Below are 19,431 nucleotides of genomic sequence, written 5' to 3' on the forward strand. Positions count from 1 at the left end.
TCAGCCTTTCAGTGCTTCCTTCAGCGGCTTCACGAGATCGAGCTTCTCCCAGGAGAAGGAACCGTCGCGGCCAGCCTTGCGGCCGAAATGGCCGTAGGATGCCGTCTTTGCATAGATAGGCTTGTTCAGGTCAAGATGCTTTCGAATACCGGTGGGCGAAAGATCGATCACCTTGCGGATCGCAGCCTCGATCTGATCCTCGGTCACGTTCTTGCCTGTGCCGTGCAGATCGACATAGATCGAGAGCGGCTGGGCAATGCCGATGGCGTAGGAAATCTGGATCGTGCACTTGTCCGCAACGCCGGCGGCGACGACGTTCTTGGCGAGGTAACGGGCCGCGTAGGCCGCGGAACGGTCAACCTTGGTCGTGTCCTTGCCGGAGAAGGCGCCGCCGCCATGCGGGGCCGCACCACCATAGGTGTCCACGATGATCTTGCGGCCGGTCAGGCCCGCGTCACCATCCGGGCCGCCGATGACGAACTTGCCGGTCGGGTTGATGTACCAGGCGCAATCGTCGGCAATCTTCAGATCACCCAGAGCTTCACGGATATAGGGCTCGACGACCTCGCGAACCTTCTTCGAATCCCAGCTTTCGTCGAGATGCTGCGTGGAGAGGACAATGGACACCGCTTCAAAGGGCTTGCCATCGACGTAGCGGACGGTCACCTGGCTCTTGGCGTCCGGACCGAGCTTGCCGACATCGCCTTCGCCCTTCTTGCGGGCAGTCGCCAGAAGCTGAAGGATGCGGTGCGAATAATAGATCGGCGCCGGCATCAGGTCGGGCGTCTCGTTGCAGGCGTAACCGAACATGATGCCCTGGTCGCCAGCCCCTTCATTGCCCTGTTGGTCGGCGGCGTTATCGACGCCCTGGGCAATGTCTGCAGACTGCGAATGCAGGAGGACGTCGATCTTGGCGTTCTTCCAATGGAAACCGTCCTGCTCGTAGCCGATATCCTTGATGGCGCGGCGCGCGGCGGCCTTGAACTTGGCCGGATTGATCACTTCCTGCCCGTTCTTGTCCGTCTTCATCAGGCTCGGCGGGAGGCGAACCTCGCCGGCGATCACGACCCGATTGGTCGTCGCCAGCGTTTCGCAGGCGATGCGCACCTTCCAGGGATCGACGCCGGTCTTGGTGGCTTCACGATAGACGAGATCGACGATCTCATCGGAAATGCGATCGCAAACCTTGTCCGGATGGCCTTCGGCGACGGATTCGCTGGTAAACAGATAATTGGCGCGCATGCTGGGATTCCCCTCAAGAACAAACCGCTGAACGTGGTAGTCAGTTTGGCCCTCGCTGACAAGGACACAACGACATAAATATATCTTTATACGACAACAGTTGCCAACGACAGCGCACAGATCAGAAAAATGTAGCCAAAAACGAAAAAAGCGGCCAACGCGGGCCGCTTTTTTCGTGCGTGCATCCACTCAGCCCGGAAGGAGGGAGATGAGTGGAGCAAGGCGGAGGACACAGGGAGCAGTTGCCGTTCAGCGTTCTCTTGGACGATCTCGACCACAGACTGATCGAAGCGCCCTTTACACCTGCGTGTGGCCATTATCCGATAAAGGGATCACTCGACGTCGGCTTCGGCCGCGAGCGCCTTCACGAGATCAACCAGTTTGCGGCGAACCTTCGGATCGGTGATCTTGACGAACGCACGATTGAGCTGAAGTCCCTCGGAGGACGACAGGAAATCGACCACATAGTTGGAGCTCGAAGCCTCGGCCATTCCAGCCTGGTTTGTTGCCTGCTCGCCCGGCGCATCTTCAAAGAAAAACGAAACCGGCACGTTCAGAATGCTGGAGATATTCTGAAGGCGGCTGGCGCCAACGCGATTGGTACCCTTTTCGTATTTCTGGATCTGCTGGAACGTGATGCCGAGGCTTTCCCCAAGCTTTTCCTGGCTCATACCAAGCATTGTGCGACGAAGCCGGATCCGGCTCCCGACATGAATATCTATCGGGTTTGGCTTCTTCTTGTTCTCAATCATTAGACGCGTCCTAAGTTGCTCTAAGGTCCCCATACACGCTACGCATGCAACTGCATGCCATCTGAGATGTTACCGCTGCCCACACGGCAACAGACAGCATACCCACACGCGAGCGACGAGATCACTATGCAATTTTGGGGGTTTCGGGTCAATTGAGCCTATATTTTAAACCCAGACGCGAAATCCCTGCAATCAGCGCCAGAGAGAGAATTATCAACCAGAAGTTATTCTGACGGCTATAGTTGTTCCATTTGGAGACGGAGAAACGACCCAAAGTGGAATCCATCACGCCTTTTTTATTAAACTCGATCTGCTTCAGTACACGCCCAAATGGGTCAATCTGTGCAGAGATGCCGCTATTGGCTCCGCGAATCAGAGAAATACCAGTCTCTACTGCGCGCAATCTTGACTGCTGAAAATGTTGGTATGGGCCGGGAGTATCTCCGAACCAGGCATCATTGGTAATATTGAGAAGTGCTGAGGCGCTGGATACGGAAGCGGTCACCTCGTCGGGGAAAATCGCCTCGTAACAGATCAGCGGATAAAAGCTTTGGCCGCTCGGCAAGGTGAGCAGCGAGTGGGTCGTTCCGGCGGAGAAGCCGCCCGGCATATCAACGATATTGCTGATCCCGAGACTGTTCCAGAAGGTCTCGAACGGCAGGTATTCGCCGAAGGGGGTGAGATGCACCTTGTCGGAGGCAGACAGGATCTGCCCCTGGCTGTCGATGGCATAGATGGAATTGTAGTAGCGCGGCGGCTGCCCGGGCGCTGCGTCCTCGATCCGCACGACACCGGCAATCAGGATCTGCCCGTCCTGCAGCACGTCAGCGATGCGCACCAGCGCGTCCCGGTACTGGGTCAGGATGAACGGAACGGACGTTTCCGGCCAGATGATGATATCGGGGCGCCGCGCTCCCGGCTTCGGCGGCAATGTCGACAAGGCCAGATGTTCTTCAAAGACGGCAACCCTATCATTGATATCCATCTTGCGTGCCTGATCGATGACCGGCTGAACGACGCGGATGGAAACCTCCTGCTCCGCGTGTTGCCCCGGCGGCGGCGCTTGGGAGAGGCTATAGGCACCGTAGCCGAGATGGGCACAGGCGAGGAGAACAGCGAGCGTCACCCCGCCCAGCATGCCGCGCCGCGTGCCGATCAGTGCCGGCGCGGATACCACGAAGACGGCAAGCGCACTCATGCCAAACAGCCCGATCACCCGGTCGGACTGCATCATCAGCGGGATGGGCATGACGCCGTAGCCAATGGCGTTCCATGGAAAGCCGGTCAGAAGAAAGCTGCGCAGCCACTCCGCGAGGCCAAAACCGAGCGCCAGCGCGGCAAGCCGGCCGAAACCATCGGACCAGACCAGGCCGGCAATCCAGGTGGCAAGGCCATAATAAAGAGCGAGAACGGCAGGCAGGCCAAGGATTGCAAGCGGCAGCGCCCAGGCAAATTCATCCGCCTCCACCAGAAGCGCGTTGCCCAGCCACCAGAGGCCGGCGACGAAGTATCCGAACCCGAACAGCCAGCCGAGTCCGAAGGTCGAACGGGATCGGGCGAAGAAGCCGGCGCCCGGCTCCGTTGCCGAGCCATCCATCAGCCAGACCAGCAGCGTGAAGGAGACAAACAGCGCCGCCACAAAGGAAAACGGCGGAAGCGCCAGGGCGGCGAAGGCTCCGGCCAGGATCGCGAGAACTGCCCGGCGAACACCCCACAGCAGCATGACCCGGTTTGCCAGTCGTTCCATTGGCGGTCGTCCCCCGTGCCCGAACCAAGAATCATGCAGCCGGCAAAACCGGCACCGTCTTGTTAGCCCAGACAGTGGCAAGAGGCCAACCGGCTATCTTGCCGCGACGGTTCGAGGAGATCGTTGCAGCAAACGTCCGAGCCATTTCAGCAAGGAATGGGCAGCGCGGGGATGGCGACCTAACGTTCCGCAGCAGGCGACGGCGCGCCAGATCAGCTGCGGTCGCCTCCATCATCGGCCGTCGCGAGCGTGGTCTGCCCTTGATCATCCGCGGTGGGGTTATCGCCCTCGCCCTTCGAGACGCGCCTTCGGGCGGCCAGGTGACGCTTGCGCACGATGCGCACCCGTTTGATGCGCCGGGGATCGGCATCGAGGATCTGGAATTCGAAGCCCGGAACGGCCTGCACCAGTTCTCCGCGCACGGGGATCCGTCCCAACGCCGAGAAGATCAGGCCACCCAGCGTATCGACATCTTCCAACTGGTCACGCACGTCGAAGTCCGGCCCGAGCGCCTTGGCAATGTCCTCCAGTTCGACGCGCGCATCGGCGATGAACACGTCGTCGCTGGTGCGGGAGAACATGACCTCGTCGTCGTCGTGCTCGTCCTCGACATCGCCGATCACCATCTCGACAATGTCCTCGTGGCTGACGAGGCCGTCGGTGCCGCCATATTCGTCGATCACCAGCGCCATCTGCGTGCGGGCGGCCTGCATGCTCTTCAACAGATCCGAGGCGAGCATCGACGGCGGCACGAAGAGGATCTTGCGGATGAGACCCGCATCCGCAACCGTCTTGCTGAGATCCACCCGTCCGAGATCGAACGCCGGACGCGGTGTGCGCACCGGCTTCTCCTTCAGAACGGCTTCGGGAGCGGCGGCGACCTGCACGGTCTTGGCCGAGGTCGCGCGGCGCTTGTTGCGCGCCTGCTTTGCCAGATAACTCAAAAGATCGCGGATGTGCACAAAACCGCGCGGATCATCCAGCGTCTCGAAATAGACGGGCATGCGCGAGCGGCCGGTTTCTTCGAAATAGATCAGCAGTTCGCCCAGCGTCATGCCCATCTCGACCGCCTCGATATCGGCACGCGGCACCATGACATCCTCGACGCGCACCTCGCGGAAGCGGAGGATATTGTGCAGCATCGCCCGCTCATCCGGCGAAAAGGCACTGCTGACGGCGGTGTCTGTCAAAAGGGCGTCGGCCAGATCCTCGCGAAGTCTCTCGCCTTGCGATGGCCTGAGCAGGCGGATGGCCCGGGCCCAGAAGGAGGTCTGCGATCGGTTGACGGTCTCGCGTTTGTGCGAACTGCCACCCTCATCCGAGGACGGCTGTTCCGAACCGTTGCCGTCCTGGACGGCGCTTGTCGAAATGTCGTTCATGGTTCCAGTTTACACTATCGGGTCTTGTCCCGCATAGGGATCAGATAGGCCAAGGCCGGCCAAAATACGAGTCTCGAGCGCTTCCATTTTTTCCGCCTCGTCCTTTTCGATGTGGTCGTAGCCGAAAAGGTGGAGGAAACCGTGCACCATCAGGTGCGTCAGATGGTCGTCAAAGGGCTTTTCGAGCTCCTCAGCCTCCCGCTCGAGCGTCTCGCGCGCAATGACGATATCGCCCAGCATCGGACCTGGCATCTTGCCGGGCGTTACCGGGAAGGCCGGGAAGGACAGGACATTGGTCGCCTTGTCCTTGCCGCGCCATTCGGCATTGATCTCGCGGATGGCCGCATCGTCGGTGAAAACCAGCGAGACTTCGCAAGGTTGCTTCGGGAAAGGCTGTTTTTCCTCGGTCGCGAGCATCTGCGCGGCGGCATCCAGAACGCGCTTGCACAGCGTGTTCAACTGCTCTTCGTCCGGCCAGCGGTCATCTTCGACGCTGATCTGTAAATCCAGGTCTGGCATGGGGGTCCAGGCTCACTCGTGGCCTGCGTCCTCACTTTCCTCGTGAACGGTGTACTGCGCGTCATAAGCCTTGACGATGCGGCCGACCAGCGGATGGCGCACGACGTCGCTGTCCTTGAAGCGGACGACGGAGATTTCCTCGACGCCCTTCAGTACCTGCAGCGCCTCGACCAGGCCGGACTTGACGCCGCGCGGCAGATCCACCTGGCTCGGGTCGCCGGTGATGATCATCCGCGAGTTCTCGCCAAGGCGCGTCAGGAACATCTTCATCTGCATGGAGGTAGTGTTCTGCGCCTCGTCGAGAATGACGGCGGCATTGGCGAGCGTGCGGCCGCGCATGAAGGCGAGCGGCGCAATCTCGATGACGCCGGCCGTGATCGCCCGCTCCACCTTGTCGCCGGCAATCATGTCGTAGAGCGCGTCGTAAAGAGGCCGCAGATAGGGATCGACCTTTTCCTTCATGTCGCCGGGCAGGAAGCCCAGGCGTTCGCCCGCTTCGACCGCCGGGCGCGAGAGAATGATCTTGTCCACCGCCCCACGCTCCAGAAGCTGGGCCGCATGGGCAACGGCGAGATAGGTCTTGCCGGTCCCGGCCGGCCCGACGCCGAAGACGAGTTCGGAGCGCTCCAGCGCCCGCATATAGGCGTCCTGCGTCGGCGTGCGCGCCTGGATTGTCTTCTTGCGGGTGGAGATCTGCGCCATGGAGAGCTTGGCCTTTCGCTCCAGGGTCGGAAGCGACAACTGGTCATCTGCCGCAACGGCCATCCGGATTGCGCCTTCCACATCGGAGGTTTCGACCGAGCCACCCTTCTGCAGGCGCTCGTAGAGAAAATCCAGCGCGCGGCGCGCCTGGTTGGTGGCGACCAGTTCGCCGGTAATGCTCACCGAATTGCCGCGAGCGCGCGCATCGATATGCAGCCGCTCTTCCAGGAGCTTCAGATTCTGGTCAAATTGTCCGAAAAGTTCACTCGCCAGCCTGTTGTTCTCGAACGTCAAGACGAAGTGATTGGCGTCAATCGCGGGGGATCTGGGGTGGCGCGAGGATGAAGAAACCAATTCACGTCCGTTCAAGTAGGCTGTCTCCTATCAGGTTGGTCGGACCATTTAACGCTCGATTCGCTCGGCAAACAAGCTGTTCGGTCCGGTGCCTATGATTCGTACAGAGATAATGTCACCGATTTGCGATGATTTTGCATCAACATTCACAGACTGCAGCCAGGGAGAGCGTCCGATCAGCTGGCCGGGGTTGCGGCCGGGCTTTTCCAGCAGGATATCGATGACCTTGCCGACGCACTCTTCGGCGAATTCGTGCTGTTGTTTCAGAAGCAGGGCCTGCAGCCGTTCCAGGCGCTCGGCCTTCACCTCTTCATCGACCTGCGAACCAAGTTCGGCACCCGGAGTTCCGGGACGGGTGGAATATTTGAACGAATAGGCCTGCGCGTAACGCACGGTCTCGACCAGCTTGAGCGTATCCTCGAATTCCGCGTCCGTTTCGCCCGGGAAACCGACAATGAAATCGCCGGAGAGCGCGATGTCCGGGCGGGCGGTGCGGATACGGTCGATCAGGCGGATATAATCCTCCGCCGTATGCCGGCGGTTCATCGCCTTCAGCACCCGGTCGGAGCCGGCCTGCACCGGAAGATGCAGATACGGCATCAGCGCCCTGAGGTCCCGATGCGCCTCGATCAGGCGATCGTCCATGTCGCGCGGGTGGCTCGTGGTATAGCGCAGCCGCGCCAGACCGGGAATTTCGGCCAGACGGTAGAGCAGATCGCCAAGGCCCCAGGCCTCGCCCTTCGGTCCCTCGCCGTGCCAGGCGTTGACGTTCTGGCCCAGCAGCGTGATCTCGCGCACGCCGCCTTCGACCAGCCGCTCAGCCTCGTCCAAAATCTGCGACAGGGACCGGGAGACTTCGGAACCGCGGGTATAGGGCACCACGCAGAAGGTGCAGAACTTGTCGCAGCCTTCCTGGACGGTCAGGAAGGAGGTGACGCCGCGCGAGCGGATGACCGCCTTTTCGGTCTTCGGCAGGTGCTCGAACTTGTCCTCGACGGCATAGTCCGTCTCGATCACACGCTCGCCCCGGCGTGCGCGCTTCAGCGCCTGCGGCAGGCGGTGATAGGTCTGCGGACCGATGACCACGTCCACCGCCGGCGCACGGCGCAGGATTTCCTCGCCTTCCGCCTGGGCGACGCAACCGGCCACGCCGATCATCATCTCGCGACCGTTGGCGGCCCGTTCCTTCTTCATCTCGCGGAGGCGCCCAAGCGCGGAGTAGACCTTTTCCGCTGCCTTTTCGCGGATATGACAGGTGTTGAGGAGGACGAGGTCCGCCTCCTCCATCGTCTCCGTCGTGACATAACCTTCGCTCGCCAGGGCATCGCCCATGCGCACGGAATCATAGACGTTCATCTGACACCCGTAGGTCTTGATGAACACTTTTCGCGTGTTGGAGGCTGTGTTGGCCACGGGCGCTGCCGCGTCTGCGGTCGCCGAAAGGGAGATGGTCTGGTCGCTCATGGCGGCTTCTTTACTGCAAGATGCCCGGAAATAGAAGGGATCTTTCAGCCGGCGCGCGGGTAGAGCCGCTCTTGCAGCTGGGTGCGCAGCCGCTGGATCACGGTCGCGCCGGCGACCTTTCGGTTGGTGTCAGCACGAAACTCCACCGCCTCGCCGAAATCGACATCCACCTCGAGCGCTTCGGCCTTCAGGATGCCCATCAGATGCGGCACCAGTTCCACGTCTCCCGGCCAGGCGGCGATCGGCCGGTGATAGCGCCCCATCGGCATGCCGTAGATGCCGGTATAGGCGATCGAGACCGGCTGGACATAGACGACACCCTCCGGCGAGGAGGGAACGGCGGCGGCGGCGGCACCGAACAGCGAGGTCTTGACGTCCAGCAGCCGGTTGCCGTCGGACGTCGTGCCTTCGGGGAAGAGAACGATGATCTCGCGCGCGGCCAGCCGTTCGGCCACCTCGTTCACCTGCTCACCCGCCTTGCGTTTCTGCTCGCGCACCACGAAGACCGATTTCTGCCATTTGGCGAGCAGGCCGAAGATCGGCCAGCCGGCCACCTCTGCTTTCGCGATGAAGGCGACGTCGGCAATCGCGCCCAGAACAAGGATATCCTTCCAGGAGGCATGGTTGGCGGCCAGCATCAGCGGCCTTCGGCTTTCCAGTTTTCCATGAACGCGGATGCGGATGCCGAGCAGGTAGCAGGCGGTGCGGTGCCACCAGCGGGGCAGACGGCGCCGCAGCGGCCAGTCAAAGCGCAGCGCCAGCAGCTGGAACGGCAAAAGCACAAGCGTCACCACCGTCAGGATGGCAAGGATGAGGCCGATCCTGAACCAGGTGATCACGTGTCGTCCTTGTCCAGCGGGATACCGTAGAGCTCCAGACGATGGCCGACGAGGCGGAAACCGTGCTCGCGGGCAATCCGCTCCTGCAGGGCCTCGATTTCGGCGGAATGAAACTCGATCACCTCGCCGGTCTTCACGTCGATCATGTGATCGTGATGTTCTTCCGGCACCGTCTCGTAACGGGACCGGCCATCGCGGAAATCGTGCTTCTCGATGATGCCGGCATCTTCGAACAGTTTCACCGTCCGGTAGACGGTGGAAATGGAGATGCGCGAATCGATCTTGGTCGAGCGCCGGTAGAGTTCCTCGACATCCGGATGGTCGTCCGAATCCTGCAAGATCCGGGCAATGACGCGGCGCTGCTCGGTCATTCGCATGCCCCGCTCGGCGCACAGCTCCTCCAGGGATTTGGAAAGGTCTGTCATATCGTCCCGGCCTTGCATTGCAGTCTATGAAGAGAACGGACTAACGAAGATCGCGGCGCATGACAAGCGCGGCGGTTTTCGTTCCGTCAGCGGCGGCATAATAGGCCTTTCGCCGCGCCACCTGCTGGAAGCCGAGGCGGCGATAGAGGCCGACAGCCGGCGCATTCATCTCATCCACTTCCAGGAACATCGATTCGGCACCGCGTTCCAGCGCCTCGCGCAGAGCCGCCTGCATCAGCCGCCAGCCAAGCCCGGAGCGGGCCAGCTTTTCGGAAACGGCGATGGTCAAAATCTCCGCCTCGCCCGCCGCCTCGCGCGACAAGACGAAACCACCCAGCGGCCGGCTGAAGAAGGCGTTCGTCTGCAGAGCGGAAAAACCGAAGACACCGGACTGTTGCAGGAGGCTCGACACCTCCTCGGCACTCCACTGACGGGAAAAGCGCTGGCCGTGCAGGTCCGACGCTGCCGGGCAATCCGTCTCCTGCATCGGCACGACGTCGAAAAAGGGCTTCCAGGTCAGATAGTCTTCGAACATTCCAGAATCGTCAGGCACGAGCGAGAGCAAAACCGTCTTGCGGTTTAGCATCCGGATCGCGCAGGTAAAGCGGTTTTGGCCGCGATCGATCCGGATTTGCTTTTGCACCGATCCGCGCCACCGTCTCGATGTCGAAACGGTCCGGTTCGCCGGTGGAGGCCCCGCCGGGAAGCAGGGCTGCGGCGGTGCCGGTCACCTCTGCGGCATGGGTCGCGGCCAGGCGCTGTAGGTCTTCCAGTGACACAATCGACGGCGCCGTCAGCGCTGTGCCATCGGGCGCAAAAACCTGAGCATAAATCTCGTCCCGCTTGGCGTCCATGGCCGCAATCACGGTCTGTCCGGGGTGATCCCGCAGAAAAGCCGCGGCCATCACTTCCAGCGTCGAAACGCCCACCGAGGGGATTTTAAGCGCCAGGGCCAGGCCACGCGCGGCGGCCACGCCGACGCGAATGCCGGTGAACGAGCCGGGGCCAATCGTCACGGCGACACGATCGAGATCGGTGAGCGCGAGACCGGCAGAGGTCAGCACCTCCTCGATCATCGCCATCAGGCGTTCCGCATGGCCCTTGCCGATCCGCTCGGTCACATGGGCCAGCACCAGGTTGGTGGACGCGTCAAAGGCCGCGGCGGAACAATCCACCCCGGCCGTATCGATGGCGAGCAGCTTCATCGTGAACTCAGAGCGCCTCGACCGCCTGCACTTCCGGCACGAAATGGCGCAGAAGGTTCTGCACGCCATGCTTCAGCGTCGCCGTGGAGGACGGGCAGCCGGAGCAGGCGCCCTTCATGTTGAGATAGACCGTGCCATCGCGGAAACCCTTAAAGGTGATATCGCCGCCATCCTGCGCAACCGCCGGGCGGACACGGGTTTCGAGCAGTTCCTTGATGGTGGCCACGATCGTCTCGTCACCATCCTCGAAGAACTCGCCCTCTTCGTCGGTCATTTCGGCCAGGTTCGCAGCGCCGCCCATGACCGGCTGGCCGGACATGAAATGCTCCATGATCGAGCCCAGAATGGCGGGCTTCAGGTGCTGCCACTCCTGGTCTTCCTTGGTGACGGTGACGAAATCATAGCCGAAATAGACGGCCGTGACGCCCGGAATGGCAAACAGGCGCGCGGCGAGCGGCGAGGTCTGCGCCTCCTCGAGCGAACGGAAATCCGCCGTACCCTTTTCCATCACCACCTTGCCGGGCAGGAATTTCAGGGTTGCCGGGTTCGGCGTGGCTTCTGTCTGGATGAACATTTTCAAGCTCCCGGGCGGCCGAGCAGGCGCCAGTTTAGAATTCTTCCAAAGAAGATAGTCCGGATCAGGTTTGCATTCAAGTGCGCTCTTGCGAAAGCGAGGTCAAGGGGCCTCAGCAGAGCGCATCGATTTCGTCATTGCTCAGCGTATCCGGCAAGACGGTCACGGGGATCGGGAAAGCGCTTGCCCGTCCGGCGAGCGAGGCCACCAAAGGGCCCGGGCCATCCTTGGTATTGCCGGCCGCCAGCACCAGAATGGCAATATCGCGATCCTCCTCGATCGCCGCATTGATCTCATCGGTGGCGCCCCCTTCGCGGATGACGACCTCCGGATCGATACCGATCGTTTCGCGCACCTTCTGGGCGGCCTTCGCCATCACGGCTTCTGCCTCCTCGCGGGCTTCGGCGCGCATGATCTGCTCCACGCCCAGCCATTGCTGGAAATCACCCTCGGGGATCACGTAGAGCAGCACCAGGCCGCCGTTCGAATTCTGGGCGCGGCGACCGGCATAATGCACGGCCTTTTCGCATTCCGGCGTGCCGTCGATGACGGCCATGAACTTGCGCCGGTGTCCCTCCAACCGTGAAAGCCGTTTTGAAACCATGATCGCTCCCCTGTCTCAAACGCCTTCGCGCGAACTTATACGAAAGCCGGAAAATGAAAACCCGCCGATCCTCTGGGGACCGGCGGGCAGAACGGGCGTGGATGGTCTGATCAGCGCAGGAAACCGACGATATCGAAAACGTCGTCCATCACCGCTTCGGCGCGGGCGCGGGCGCGTTCGCCGCCATCCTTCAGGATCGCGTCGATGTGGGTGGTATCGCCGAGCAGGCGCTGCATCTCGGTGCTGATCGGCGCGAGGATTTCGACGGCGAGATCGGCGAGCGCCGGCTTGAAGACGGAGAACTGCTGGCCGCCGAATTCGGCAAGCACCTGTTCCTTCGTCTTGTCGGCAAGGGCTGCATAGATGCCGACGAGGTTGTCGGCCTCTGGGCGCCCTTTCAGTCCCTCGACTTCGGACGGCAGGCCATCCGGATCGGTCTTTGCCTTGCGGATCTTCTTCAGGATCTCGTCGGCATCGTCCATCAGGTTGATGCGCGACAGATCGGAGGGATCCGACTTCGACATCTTCTTCGTGCCGTCGCGCAAGGACATCACACGCGGCGCCGGGCCATCGATCAGAGGTTCGACCAGCGGGAAATAGCCATGGATCGGCTCTTCGCCGACGACCATGTCGACACCCTGGCCGGTCGCGCGGATCTTGTCCTGGAAGTCGATGTTGAACTTCTGGGCAATGTCGCGCGCCAGTTCCAGATGCTGCTTCTGGTCGTCGCCGACCGGTACATGGGTGGCGCGGTAGACCAGGATGTCGGCCGCCATCAGGCTCGGATAGGCGAGCAGGCCGAGCGAGGCATTTTCGCGATCCTTGCCGGCCTTGTCCTTGAACTGCGTCATGCGGTTCATCCAGCCGATGCGTGCGACGCAGTTGAAGATCCAGGCGAGTTCCGCATGCTGCGGCACGGCCGACTGGTTGAAGACGATATGTTTGACCGGATCGATGCCGGACGCGATGAAGGCCGCCGCGATCGAACGGATTTGACCCTTCAGGTCGTCATGCACGAGCTGAGCGGTGATGGCATGCAGATCGACCACGCAGTAGATGCAGTCGTTGTTCTCCTGCAGCGCCACGAATTTGCGGATCGCGCCGAGATAATTGCCGAGATGGAGATTGCCGGTCGGCTGGACGCCGGAAAAGACAAGCGGCTTGAAGCTGTTCATATCGTCCTCGATAAGGCTGGTGGAGGGCCACAGGCTTTCGGGAAACGGGGCATCGGAGAGGGTGACGATCTCTCCGCGTCCCGCCCTTGAGGGCCAGGGTGTTTACGCCGCGCATCAAGCATAGCAGCGGGCATTCGATCAAGGGGCTGGGTGACAACAGGACGAGTTTAATCTTGTGCCCCATCTTGGGTGTGCCGACACAGCCCCTCACCCTAGCCCTCTCCCCGCAAGCGGGGAGAGGGGACTTTCGTGCCTGTGGCGCCGGCGTCAAACACCGCGCGTCGTGCACCCCCTGCGGCAACGTGGATTGTATGGCCTCTAGGCGAAGATGGCCTTTCCAGAGACTGGAATCGCAGCAGTTTCTTCCTCCCCTGGGTTCACCAGGCGAGCAGGGGGAATGGCAAGGTCGCCGCAATCTCGTCCCCTCTCCCCGTCAAAACGGGGAGAGGGTTAGGGTGAGGGGCAGACCTCGATCAACCCTCAGCATGCTCGATGAGATCCCAGAGATTGCCGTAGAGATCGGCAAACACCGCGACCGTGCCATAGGCCTCATGACGCGGTTCCTCGAGAAAACGCACGCCCTTAGCCAGGAAAGCCGCGTGGTCGCGGGCAAAATCGTCGGTTTTCAGGAAGAAACTCACGCGCCCGGCGGTCTGGTTGCCGATCGCTGCCTGCTCCACCTCGCCGTCGGCCCGGGCGAGCAGCAGCCCCGCCCCCTCGCCGCCCTTCGGCTTTACCACCAGCCAGCGCTTGCCCTCTTCCGGGAGGGGCATGTCGAAGACGCAGTCGAAACCGAGTGTGTCGCAATAGAAGGTCTTGGCGCGATCGTAATCATCCACGATCAGCGTCACGAGGAAGAGCGAATTGTGCGGCATACTGGCCTCCGGTTTGGGCTTTACCACATGAGCATGCCGCAATAACGATGCGCAACCGCCCACCCAAAGCAACAAAAGCGCCCGGCCAAAGCCGGACGCCGGGTGATGCCTATCCGCCGTCATCCTCGGCCTTGTGCCGAGGATCTACCGACGTCGAGCAAATCCAAAGGGTTGTGGATGCTCGGAACGAGCCCGAGCATGACGGAAGACGGCAGATCAGTGCGTAAAGGCCGCGGCGATCAGGGCCTTGGTATAATCCTGCGCCGGGCTCTCGAAGATGTCTTCCGTCGGCCCCTCCTCGACGATCCTGCCGTTCTTCATGACGACCACGTGGTCCGAGATCGCCCGGACGACCGACAGGTCGTGGCTGATGAAGACATAGGAGAGATCGTGCTTCTGCTGCAGGTCGCGCAGGAGCTCGATGACCTGCCGCTGCACCGAACGGTCGAGCGCCGAGGTGGGCTCATCGAGGATCACCACCTTGGGCTTCAGGATCATCGAGCGGGCGATGGCGATACGCTGCCGCTGGCCGCCCGAAAACTCGTGCGGATAGCGGTTGCGAGCCGCCGGGTCGAGCCCGACCTCCTTCAGCGCCTCGATCGCCCGCTTGTCGCGGTCGGCCTTGGAGAGCGCCGGCTCGTGCACGTAAAGCCCTTCGGTGATGATCTCGCCCACCGTCTGGCGGGGCGAGAGCGAACCGTAGGGGTCCTGGAAGACCAGCTGCATCTGGCGGCGGAAGGGCCGCATGGCCTTGCGGTCAAGCAGCGAAATGTCGTTCGTCTCAAAACGGTAGCGGCCATCCGATTCCAGCAGACGCAGCAGCGCCCGGCCGAGCGTCGATTTGCCCGATCCGGATTCGCCGACGATGCCGATCGTCTGGCCCTGGCGGAGCGTCACGTTGACCGCATCCACCGCCCGGAACTTGCGGCTGCTCCTGAACAGGAAGCCGGAACCGATCTCGAAATCGACCGTGACGTTGCGACCTTCCAGAATGACCGGTGCCTTCTCCGCCGGTGGCGCCTTGGCGCCGGAGGGTTCGGCGGCGAGCAGCATCTTGGTATAGTCATGCTGCGCATTGCCAAAGATCTCGTCGCGCGTGCCCTGTTCGACGATATCGCCGCGCCGCATGACGATCACCCGATCGGCCATGTGTTTGACGACGCCGAGATCATGGGTGATCAGCACGATCGCCATGCCGAACCGCTTCTGCAGGTCGGCGAGAAGATCGAGGATCTGCGCCTGGATCGTCACGTCGAGCGCAGTCGTCGGCTCGTCAGCGATCAGGAGGTCCGGTTCGTTGGCAAGCGCCATGGCGATCATCACGCGCTGGCGCTGGCCGCCCGACATTTCGTGCGGATAGCTGTCGATGCGCCGTTCCGGTTCCGGGATGCCGACGAGCTTCAGGAGTTCCAGCACGCGAGCGCGCGCTTCGCCTTTGCCCATGCCGCGGTGATGGATCAGTGGCTCAGCGATCTGCTTGCCGATCGTATAAAGCGGATCGAGCGAGGTCATCGGCTCCTGGAAGATCATGGTGATCTTGGAGCCGCGCACCCGGTTGAGGTCGGAGAGGCCGGCGCCGACCAGTTCCTTGTCGCCATAGCGGGCAGACCCCGAGACCCGGCCGTTGGCGGCCAGCAGCCCCATGATGCCCATCATGGTCTGGCTCTTGCCGGAGCCGCTTTCGCCGACGATGGCGAGCGTTTCGCCCTTGGCGACGGAGAAGCTGGTGCCCTTGACCGCCTCGACCTCGCCATCCGGCGTGGTGAAGGTGACCTTCAGGTTCTCGACCGTCAGCACCGGCTTGTTGGTGTTCTCAGTTGCCATGATCAGCGGTCCTTCGGATCGAGGGCATCACGCAGGCCGTCGCCGACGAAATTGAGCGAAAACAGCGTGAGCACGAAGAAGATCGACGGGAAGATCAGCAGCCAGGGGGCGTTCTGCATGTTCTTCGCCCCTTCCGAGATCAGCGTTCCCCAGCTGGCGAGCGGCGCCTGCACGCCGAGACCGAGGAAGGAGAGAAAGCTTTCCGTCAGGATCACCTGCGGCACGACAACGGTGACGAAGACGATGACCGGACCGATCGTGTTCGGGATAATGTGGCGGCGGATGATCTGCCAGTCGGTCAGTCCCAGCGCCTGGGCCGCGCCGACGAATTCGCGGCGTTTCAAGGACAGGGTCTGGCCGCGCACGATGCGGGCCATTTCCAGCCATTGCACCGCGCCGATCACAATGAAGATCAGCATGACCGAGCGGCCGAAGAAGACGACGAGCACCACCACGAGGAAGACGAAGGGCAGCGAATAGAGGATCTCCACCAGACGCATCATGATGTTGTCGACCCGTCCGCCGAGATAGCCGGAGGTCGCGCCATAGACGACGCCGATGCCGAGCGAGACGAGCGAGGCGGCGAGACCGACCGCGATCGAGATCTGCCCGCCCAGCATGACGCGCACCATCAGGTCGCGGCCATTGCTGTCGGTGCCGAAGAAGAAATACTTCTGGTCCACCGTGCCGGTCAGTACCAGGCTTTTCTGGTCGGCGGCGGTTTCCTTGACCTGCGTATTCTTGAACTCGTTCACCCGGTCGAAATAGCGCACGGCGCGGGGATCGATCGGGCTTGTCGAGGTCACGGTCGCAGTAAAGACGCCGTTTTCCAGCTCGAACTTTTCGAGCGTCAGGCGGGCACGCTTGGCAGCGGTTGCCGCCACGTCCTCCAGGCTCTTCGGGTCTGGCCTCGGATCGAGGCTCGGCGGAATGGTGACGTAGGACGGGAAGACCTCGTCATAGGCATGCGGCACGAAGAGCGGGCCTGCAAACGAGAAGAGGCCGATCAGGAGCAGCATGAAGCAGCCGCCCATGGCCGCCCTGTTGCGACGGAAGCGCAGCCAGGCGAGCTGGCCGAGGCTGCGGCCTTCGACAGTCGGGGATGTTGCGGAAATATCAGTCATGGCGGACCCTCGGGTCGAGGAGCCCGTAGGCGATATCGACAGCCAAGTTGAAGACGATCACGAAGATCGCGACGAGAATGACGGTGCCCATCACCAGCGGATAATCGCGGTTCAGCGCGCCGAGCACGAAATAACGGCCGACGCCAGGAATGGTGAAGATGCTTTCCACCACCGCGGAGCCGGTGAGAAGGGCCGCGGCACAGGGCGCAAGATAGGAGACGACCGGCAGCATGGCGCCGCGCAGCGCGTGGGTGACGACGACGACCCGCGACGGAAGGCCGTAAGCCTTGGCGGTGCGGATATGATCGGTGTGCAGCGCCTCGATCATCGCGCCGCGGGTGAGGCGCGCAAAGACCGCCAGCTGCGGCAGGGCCAGCGCGATCATCGGCAGGATGAGGAACTGGAGGGAACCGTCGCCCCAGCCCCCCGCCGGCAGCCACGAGAGGATCACCGCAAAGATCAGCGTCAGCACCGGGCCGACGACAAAGTTCGGCACCGTGACGCCGACGGTGGCAAAGGCCATCAGGGAAAAATCGAGTACGCTGTTCTGGCGCAGCGCCGCAATGGTGCCGAGCAGGACGCCGCCGATGAGAGCGATGAGGATCGCCATCGAACCGAGCTGCATCGAATACGGCAGCGCCTTGCCGATCAGCTCGGCAACGGTGTTATCCTTGTAGATGAAGCTCGGGCCGAAATCGCCGGTCACGGCATTGCCGACATAATGGATGTACTGTTTCCACAGCGGCTGGTCGAGCTGGTAGGTGGCGAGAATGTTCGCCATGGTCTGGGGCGGCAAAGGGCGCTCCAGGTTGAACGGTCCACCTGGCGCAAAGCGCATCAGGAAGAACGAAATTGTCACGACGATGAAGACCGTGGGCACGGCGCTCATCAGTCGTCTGAGGACAAAACTGATCATGGGCTGAAAAGAACGGACGCGCGGCAGCCTTTAAAGGCTACCGCGCGTCATTCTCCCTCGTTCGGATTATTCGGAGACGCTCAGGAACTTCGACAGGTGCTCGTTGACGGAGTTGTCAACCCAGCCGGAGATGCGCGACGAAACGAGCCAGAGGTCGGCCGAGTTCATCAGAGGCGCGATCGGCTGGTCGCGGCTGATCAGCGCTTCCGCCTGCTTCATGAGGTCCATACGCTTGGCCGGATCCTTCTCCTCGTAGGACTGCTGCATCAGCTTGTCGAACTCGGGGCTGTTGTACTTCGCGTAGTTGAAGGTCTTGTTGGTGCTGATGTTCAGCGCCAGGAAGTTCTCCGGGTCGGCATAGTCGGCAGACCAGCCGGCACGGGCGACGTTGAACTTGCCGCCTTCCTGCAGGTAGGCGTAGTGCGAAGCCACGTCGAGGTTCACCAGCGACACGTTGGCGCCAAACGTGTTCTTCCACATGTCGGCGACGGCGGTGGCCACGCGCTCGTGGTTGGCGTTGGTGTTGTAGCGGATCTCGATCGACAGCGGCTTTGCGCCTTCGCCGTAACCGGCTTCCTTCATCAGCGCGATCGCCTTGTCTTCACGGTCGATCTGCGACAGCGAGGCCCAGTCCGGAACGGCACCTTCGCCATAACCTTCCATGCCCGGCGGCACCAGGTGGTAGGCCGGAAGCTGGGCGCCGGAATAGATTTCGCTCGCCAGGAAGTCGCGATCGACGGCCATAGAGAGCGCGGTGCGCACGCGCACATCGCTGTAGGGCGCTTCGCGGGTGTCGAAGGTGTAGTAATAGGTGGCGAGCGCCGGGCTCACATGCACCTGTTCGCCATAGCTTTCGCGCAGGCGTTTGATCTGGTCGGCGGAGAAATTGTAGACGAGGTCCATTTCCTTCGCTTCGAAGCGGCGGACGGAGGCGGCATCGTCATCGATCGGGTAGAAGATGACCTTGTCGATCTTCACATTGGCCGCATCCCAGTACTGGTCGTTCTTGACCACCGTCAGCGTGTCGTTCGGCACGTGGGCCTGCAGCTTGTAGGCGCCGTTGGAGACCATGTTGCCCGGCTTGATGTACTGATCGCCGAACTTCTCGAAGTTCGCCTTGCTGATCGGCAGAGCCGTGTAATGGGCGAGAAGCTGCAGGAAGAAGGGGGTCGGACGTTCCAGGGTAATCTGGAAGGTCTTGTCGTCCACAGCCTTCACGCCCAGCTGGTCGATCGGCAGTTCGCCCTTGTTGACCTTCTCGGCATTCTTGATCGGGTAGAGAATGTTGGCGTATTCGGCAGCCGTCTTCGGGTCCTCGACGCGGTGCATGGCGAATTCGAAATCAGCGGCCGTTACCGGGGTGCCGTCGGACCACTTGGCATTGTCGCGGATCTTGAAGGTGTAGACGGTGCCATCATCCGAGATGGTCCAGCTCTCGGCAGCGCCCGGCACGATCTTGCCCGCGGCATCATAGATCGTCAGGCCTTCGAGCAGGTCCTTGACGATGAAACCTTCGATGCTGATCGAAATATGGGCGTAGTCGAGCGTCTGCGGCTCGCCGGCATTGCCACGGTGAAGGACCGTCTCGGCAAAGGCGCCAGACGCGCCGAGCACGAGTGCACCGGCAAGTGCGGTTGTTGCCAAGGTCCGCTTGAGGAAGAGCATAGGTTTCTCCTTTTTCCCCGGTTTCTTATGGGTATTGCCGGCACAA

At 61.8% G+C, this 19,431-nt stretch carries 19 protein-coding genes; all 19 read right to left on the reverse strand.

Going from position 1 to position 19,431, the window contains the following annotated elements; translation table 11 throughout:
* On the reverse strand, positions 1 to 1,242 hold the full coding sequence (gene metK, locus G6N78_RS03745; protein ID WP_165215863.1) for a methionine adenosyltransferase: 1,242 nt from the start codon (positions 1,240 to 1,242) through the stop codon (positions 1 to 3).
* Between the two features lie 332 nt (positions 1,243 to 1,574).
* Complete coding sequence (locus tag G6N78_RS03750) at positions 1,575 to 1,994, reverse strand: helix-turn-helix domain-containing protein (RefSeq protein WP_165215864.1); 420 nt, start codon at positions 1,992 to 1,994, stop codon at positions 1,575 to 1,577.
* A gap of 148 nt (positions 1,995 to 2,142) precedes the next feature.
* Positions 2,143 to 3,741: an apolipoprotein N-acyltransferase gene (lnt, locus tag G6N78_RS03755; RefSeq protein WP_165215865.1), complete on the reverse strand. Its 1,599-nt coding sequence runs from the start codon at positions 3,739 to 3,741 to the stop codon at positions 2,143 to 2,145.
* A 212-nt stretch (positions 3,742 to 3,953) separates the two neighbouring features.
* Positions 3,954 to 5,120, reverse strand: a complete 1,167-nt coding sequence (locus G6N78_RS03760; protein ID WP_165215867.1) for a transporter associated domain-containing protein — start codon at positions 5,118 to 5,120, stop codon at positions 3,954 to 3,956.
* Positions 5,121 to 5,129: 9 nt separating this feature from the next.
* The gene (gene ybeY / locus G6N78_RS03765) at positions 5,130 to 5,639 is read right to left on the reverse strand and encodes an rRNA maturation RNase YbeY (RefSeq protein ID WP_165215868.1); all 510 of its coding nucleotides are present in this window, start codon (positions 5,637 to 5,639) and stop codon (positions 5,130 to 5,132) included.
* Between the two features lie 12 nt (positions 5,640 to 5,651).
* Positions 5,652 to 6,710, reverse strand: coding sequence for a PhoH family protein (locus G6N78_RS03770; protein WP_165215870.1), 1,059 nt, complete (start codon positions 6,708 to 6,710; stop codon positions 5,652 to 5,654).
* Positions 6,711 to 6,743: 33 nt separating this feature from the next.
* Positions 6,744 to 8,159 (reverse strand): tRNA (N6-isopentenyl adenosine(37)-C2)-methylthiotransferase MiaB, encoded by a 1,416-nt coding sequence (miaB, locus tag G6N78_RS03775; RefSeq protein ID WP_165215871.1) that lies wholly within the window; start codon positions 8,157 to 8,159, stop codon positions 6,744 to 6,746.
* 44 nt (positions 8,160 to 8,203) lie between these two features.
* Positions 8,204 to 8,998, reverse strand: coding sequence for a lyso-ornithine lipid O-acyltransferase (gene olsA / locus G6N78_RS03780; protein WP_165215873.1), 795 nt, complete (start codon positions 8,996 to 8,998; stop codon positions 8,204 to 8,206).
* Entirely contained in the window at positions 8,995 to 9,423 is a 429-nt protein-coding gene (locus tag G6N78_RS03785; RefSeq protein WP_165215874.1) for a Fur family transcriptional regulator, read from the reverse strand. Before G6N78_RS03785 ends, olsA begins: the two co-directional genes overlap by 4 nt.
* 40 nt (positions 9,424 to 9,463) lie before the next feature.
* Entirely contained in the window at positions 9,464 to 9,958 is a 495-nt protein-coding gene (locus tag G6N78_RS03790; RefSeq protein ID WP_165215876.1) for a GNAT family N-acetyltransferase, read from the reverse strand.
* A gap of 10 nt (positions 9,959 to 9,968) precedes the next feature.
* The gene (gene tsaB / locus G6N78_RS03795; protein WP_165215877.1) at positions 9,969 to 10,628 is read right to left on the reverse strand and encodes a tRNA (adenosine(37)-N6)-threonylcarbamoyltransferase complex dimerization subunit type 1 TsaB; all 660 of its coding nucleotides are present in this window, start codon (positions 10,626 to 10,628) and stop codon (positions 9,969 to 9,971) included.
* Between the two features lie 7 nt (positions 10,629 to 10,635).
* Positions 10,636 to 11,202, reverse strand: a complete 567-nt coding sequence (locus G6N78_RS03800) for a NifU family protein (RefSeq protein WP_165215879.1) — start codon at positions 11,200 to 11,202, stop codon at positions 10,636 to 10,638.
* A gap of 112 nt (positions 11,203 to 11,314) precedes the next feature.
* Positions 11,315 to 11,806, reverse strand: coding sequence for a universal stress protein (locus G6N78_RS03805; RefSeq protein ID WP_165215880.1), 492 nt, complete (start codon positions 11,804 to 11,806; stop codon positions 11,315 to 11,317).
* 110 nt (positions 11,807 to 11,916) lie between these two features.
* Positions 11,917 to 12,981 carry a tryptophan--tRNA ligase gene (gene trpS, locus G6N78_RS03810; RefSeq protein WP_165215882.1) on the reverse strand — a complete coding sequence of 355 codons (1,065 nt, stop codon included), beginning with the start codon at positions 12,979 to 12,981 and terminating at the stop codon, positions 11,917 to 11,919.
* Between the two features lie 473 nt (positions 12,982 to 13,454).
* Positions 13,455 to 13,856: a VOC family protein gene (locus tag G6N78_RS03815; RefSeq protein WP_165215883.1), complete on the reverse strand. Its 402-nt coding sequence runs from the start codon at positions 13,854 to 13,856 to the stop codon at positions 13,455 to 13,457.
* 216 nt (positions 13,857 to 14,072) lie between these two features.
* Complete coding sequence (locus G6N78_RS03820; RefSeq protein WP_165215885.1) at positions 14,073 to 15,680, reverse strand: ABC transporter ATP-binding protein; 1,608 nt, start codon at positions 15,678 to 15,680, stop codon at positions 14,073 to 14,075.
* A 2-nt stretch (positions 15,681 to 15,682) separates the two neighbouring features.
* The gene (locus tag G6N78_RS03825) at positions 15,683 to 16,804 is read right to left on the reverse strand and encodes an ABC transporter permease (RefSeq protein ID WP_165215886.1); all 1,122 of its coding nucleotides are present in this window, start codon (positions 16,802 to 16,804) and stop codon (positions 15,683 to 15,685) included.
* Positions 16,797 to 17,720 (reverse strand): oligopeptide ABC transporter permease OppB, encoded by a 924-nt coding sequence (gene oppB / locus G6N78_RS03830; protein WP_165215888.1) that lies wholly within the window; start codon positions 17,718 to 17,720, stop codon positions 16,797 to 16,799. Before oppB ends, G6N78_RS03825 begins: the two co-directional genes overlap by 8 nt.
* Before the next feature lie 66 nt (positions 17,721 to 17,786).
* The gene (locus G6N78_RS03835; protein ID WP_165215889.1) at positions 17,787 to 19,385 is read right to left on the reverse strand and encodes a peptide ABC transporter substrate-binding protein; all 1,599 of its coding nucleotides are present in this window, start codon (positions 19,383 to 19,385) and stop codon (positions 17,787 to 17,789) included.
* Positions 19,386 to 19,431: the final 46 nt, after the last annotated feature.

It is taken from the genome of Allorhizobium pseudoryzae (assembly GCF_011046245.1).
GTDB classification, from domain to species: domain Bacteria; phylum Pseudomonadota; class Alphaproteobacteria; order Rhizobiales; family Rhizobiaceae; genus Neorhizobium; species Neorhizobium pseudoryzae.

Coding starts and splice junctions, on each gene's coding strand:
- metK (WP_165215863.1), bottom strand. CDS start 1,242: ATGCGCGCCAATTATCTGTTTACCAGCGAATCCGTCGCCGAAGGCCAT.
- G6N78_RS03750 (WP_165215864.1), bottom strand. CDS start 1,994: ATGATTGAGAACAAGAAGAAGCCAAACCCGATAGATATTCATGTCGGG.
- lnt (WP_165215865.1), bottom strand. CDS start 3,741: ATGGAACGACTGGCAAACCGGGTCATGCTGCTGTGGGGTGTTCGCCGG.
- G6N78_RS03760 (WP_165215867.1), bottom strand. CDS start 5,120: ATGAACGACATTTCGACAAGCGCCGTCCAGGACGGCAACGGTTCGGAA.
- ybeY (WP_165215868.1), bottom strand. CDS start 5,639: ATGCCAGACCTGGATTTACAGATCAGCGTCGAAGATGACCGCTGGCCG.
- miaB (WP_165215871.1), bottom strand. CDS start 8,159: ATGAGCGACCAGACCATCTCCCTTTCGGCGACCGCAGACGCGGCAGCG.
- G6N78_RS03785 (WP_165215874.1), bottom strand. CDS start 9,423: ATGACAGACCTTTCCAAATCCCTGGAGGAGCTGTGCGCCGAGCGGGGC.
- G6N78_RS03790 (WP_165215876.1), bottom strand. CDS start 9,958: ATGTTCGAAGACTATCTGACCTGGAAGCCCTTTTTCGACGTCGTGCCG.
- tsaB (WP_165215877.1), bottom strand. CDS start 10,628: ATGAAGCTGCTCGCCATCGATACGGCCGGGGTGGATTGTTCCGCCGCG.
- G6N78_RS03800 (WP_165215879.1), bottom strand. CDS start 11,202: ATGTTCATCCAGACAGAAGCCACGCCGAACCCGGCAACCCTGAAATTC.
- G6N78_RS03805 (WP_165215880.1), bottom strand. CDS start 11,806: ATGGTTTCAAAACGGCTTTCACGGTTGGAGGGACACCGGCGCAAGTTC.
- trpS (WP_165215882.1), bottom strand. CDS start 12,981: ATGAACAGCTTCAAGCCGCTTGTCTTTTCCGGCGTCCAGCCGACCGGC.
- G6N78_RS03815 (WP_165215883.1), bottom strand. CDS start 13,856: ATGCCGCACAATTCGCTCTTCCTCGTGACGCTGATCGTGGATGATTAC.
- G6N78_RS03820 (WP_165215885.1), bottom strand. CDS start 15,680: ATGGCAACTGAGAACACCAACAAGCCGGTGCTGACGGTCGAGAACCTG.
- G6N78_RS03825 (WP_165215886.1), bottom strand. CDS start 16,804: ATGACTGATATTTCCGCAACATCCCCGACTGTCGAAGGCCGCAGCCTC.
- oppB (WP_165215888.1), bottom strand. CDS start 17,720: ATGATCAGTTTTGTCCTCAGACGACTGATGAGCGCCGTGCCCACGGTC.
- G6N78_RS03835 (WP_165215889.1), bottom strand. CDS start 19,385: ATGCTCTTCCTCAAGCGGACCTTGGCAACAACCGCACTTGCCGGTGCA.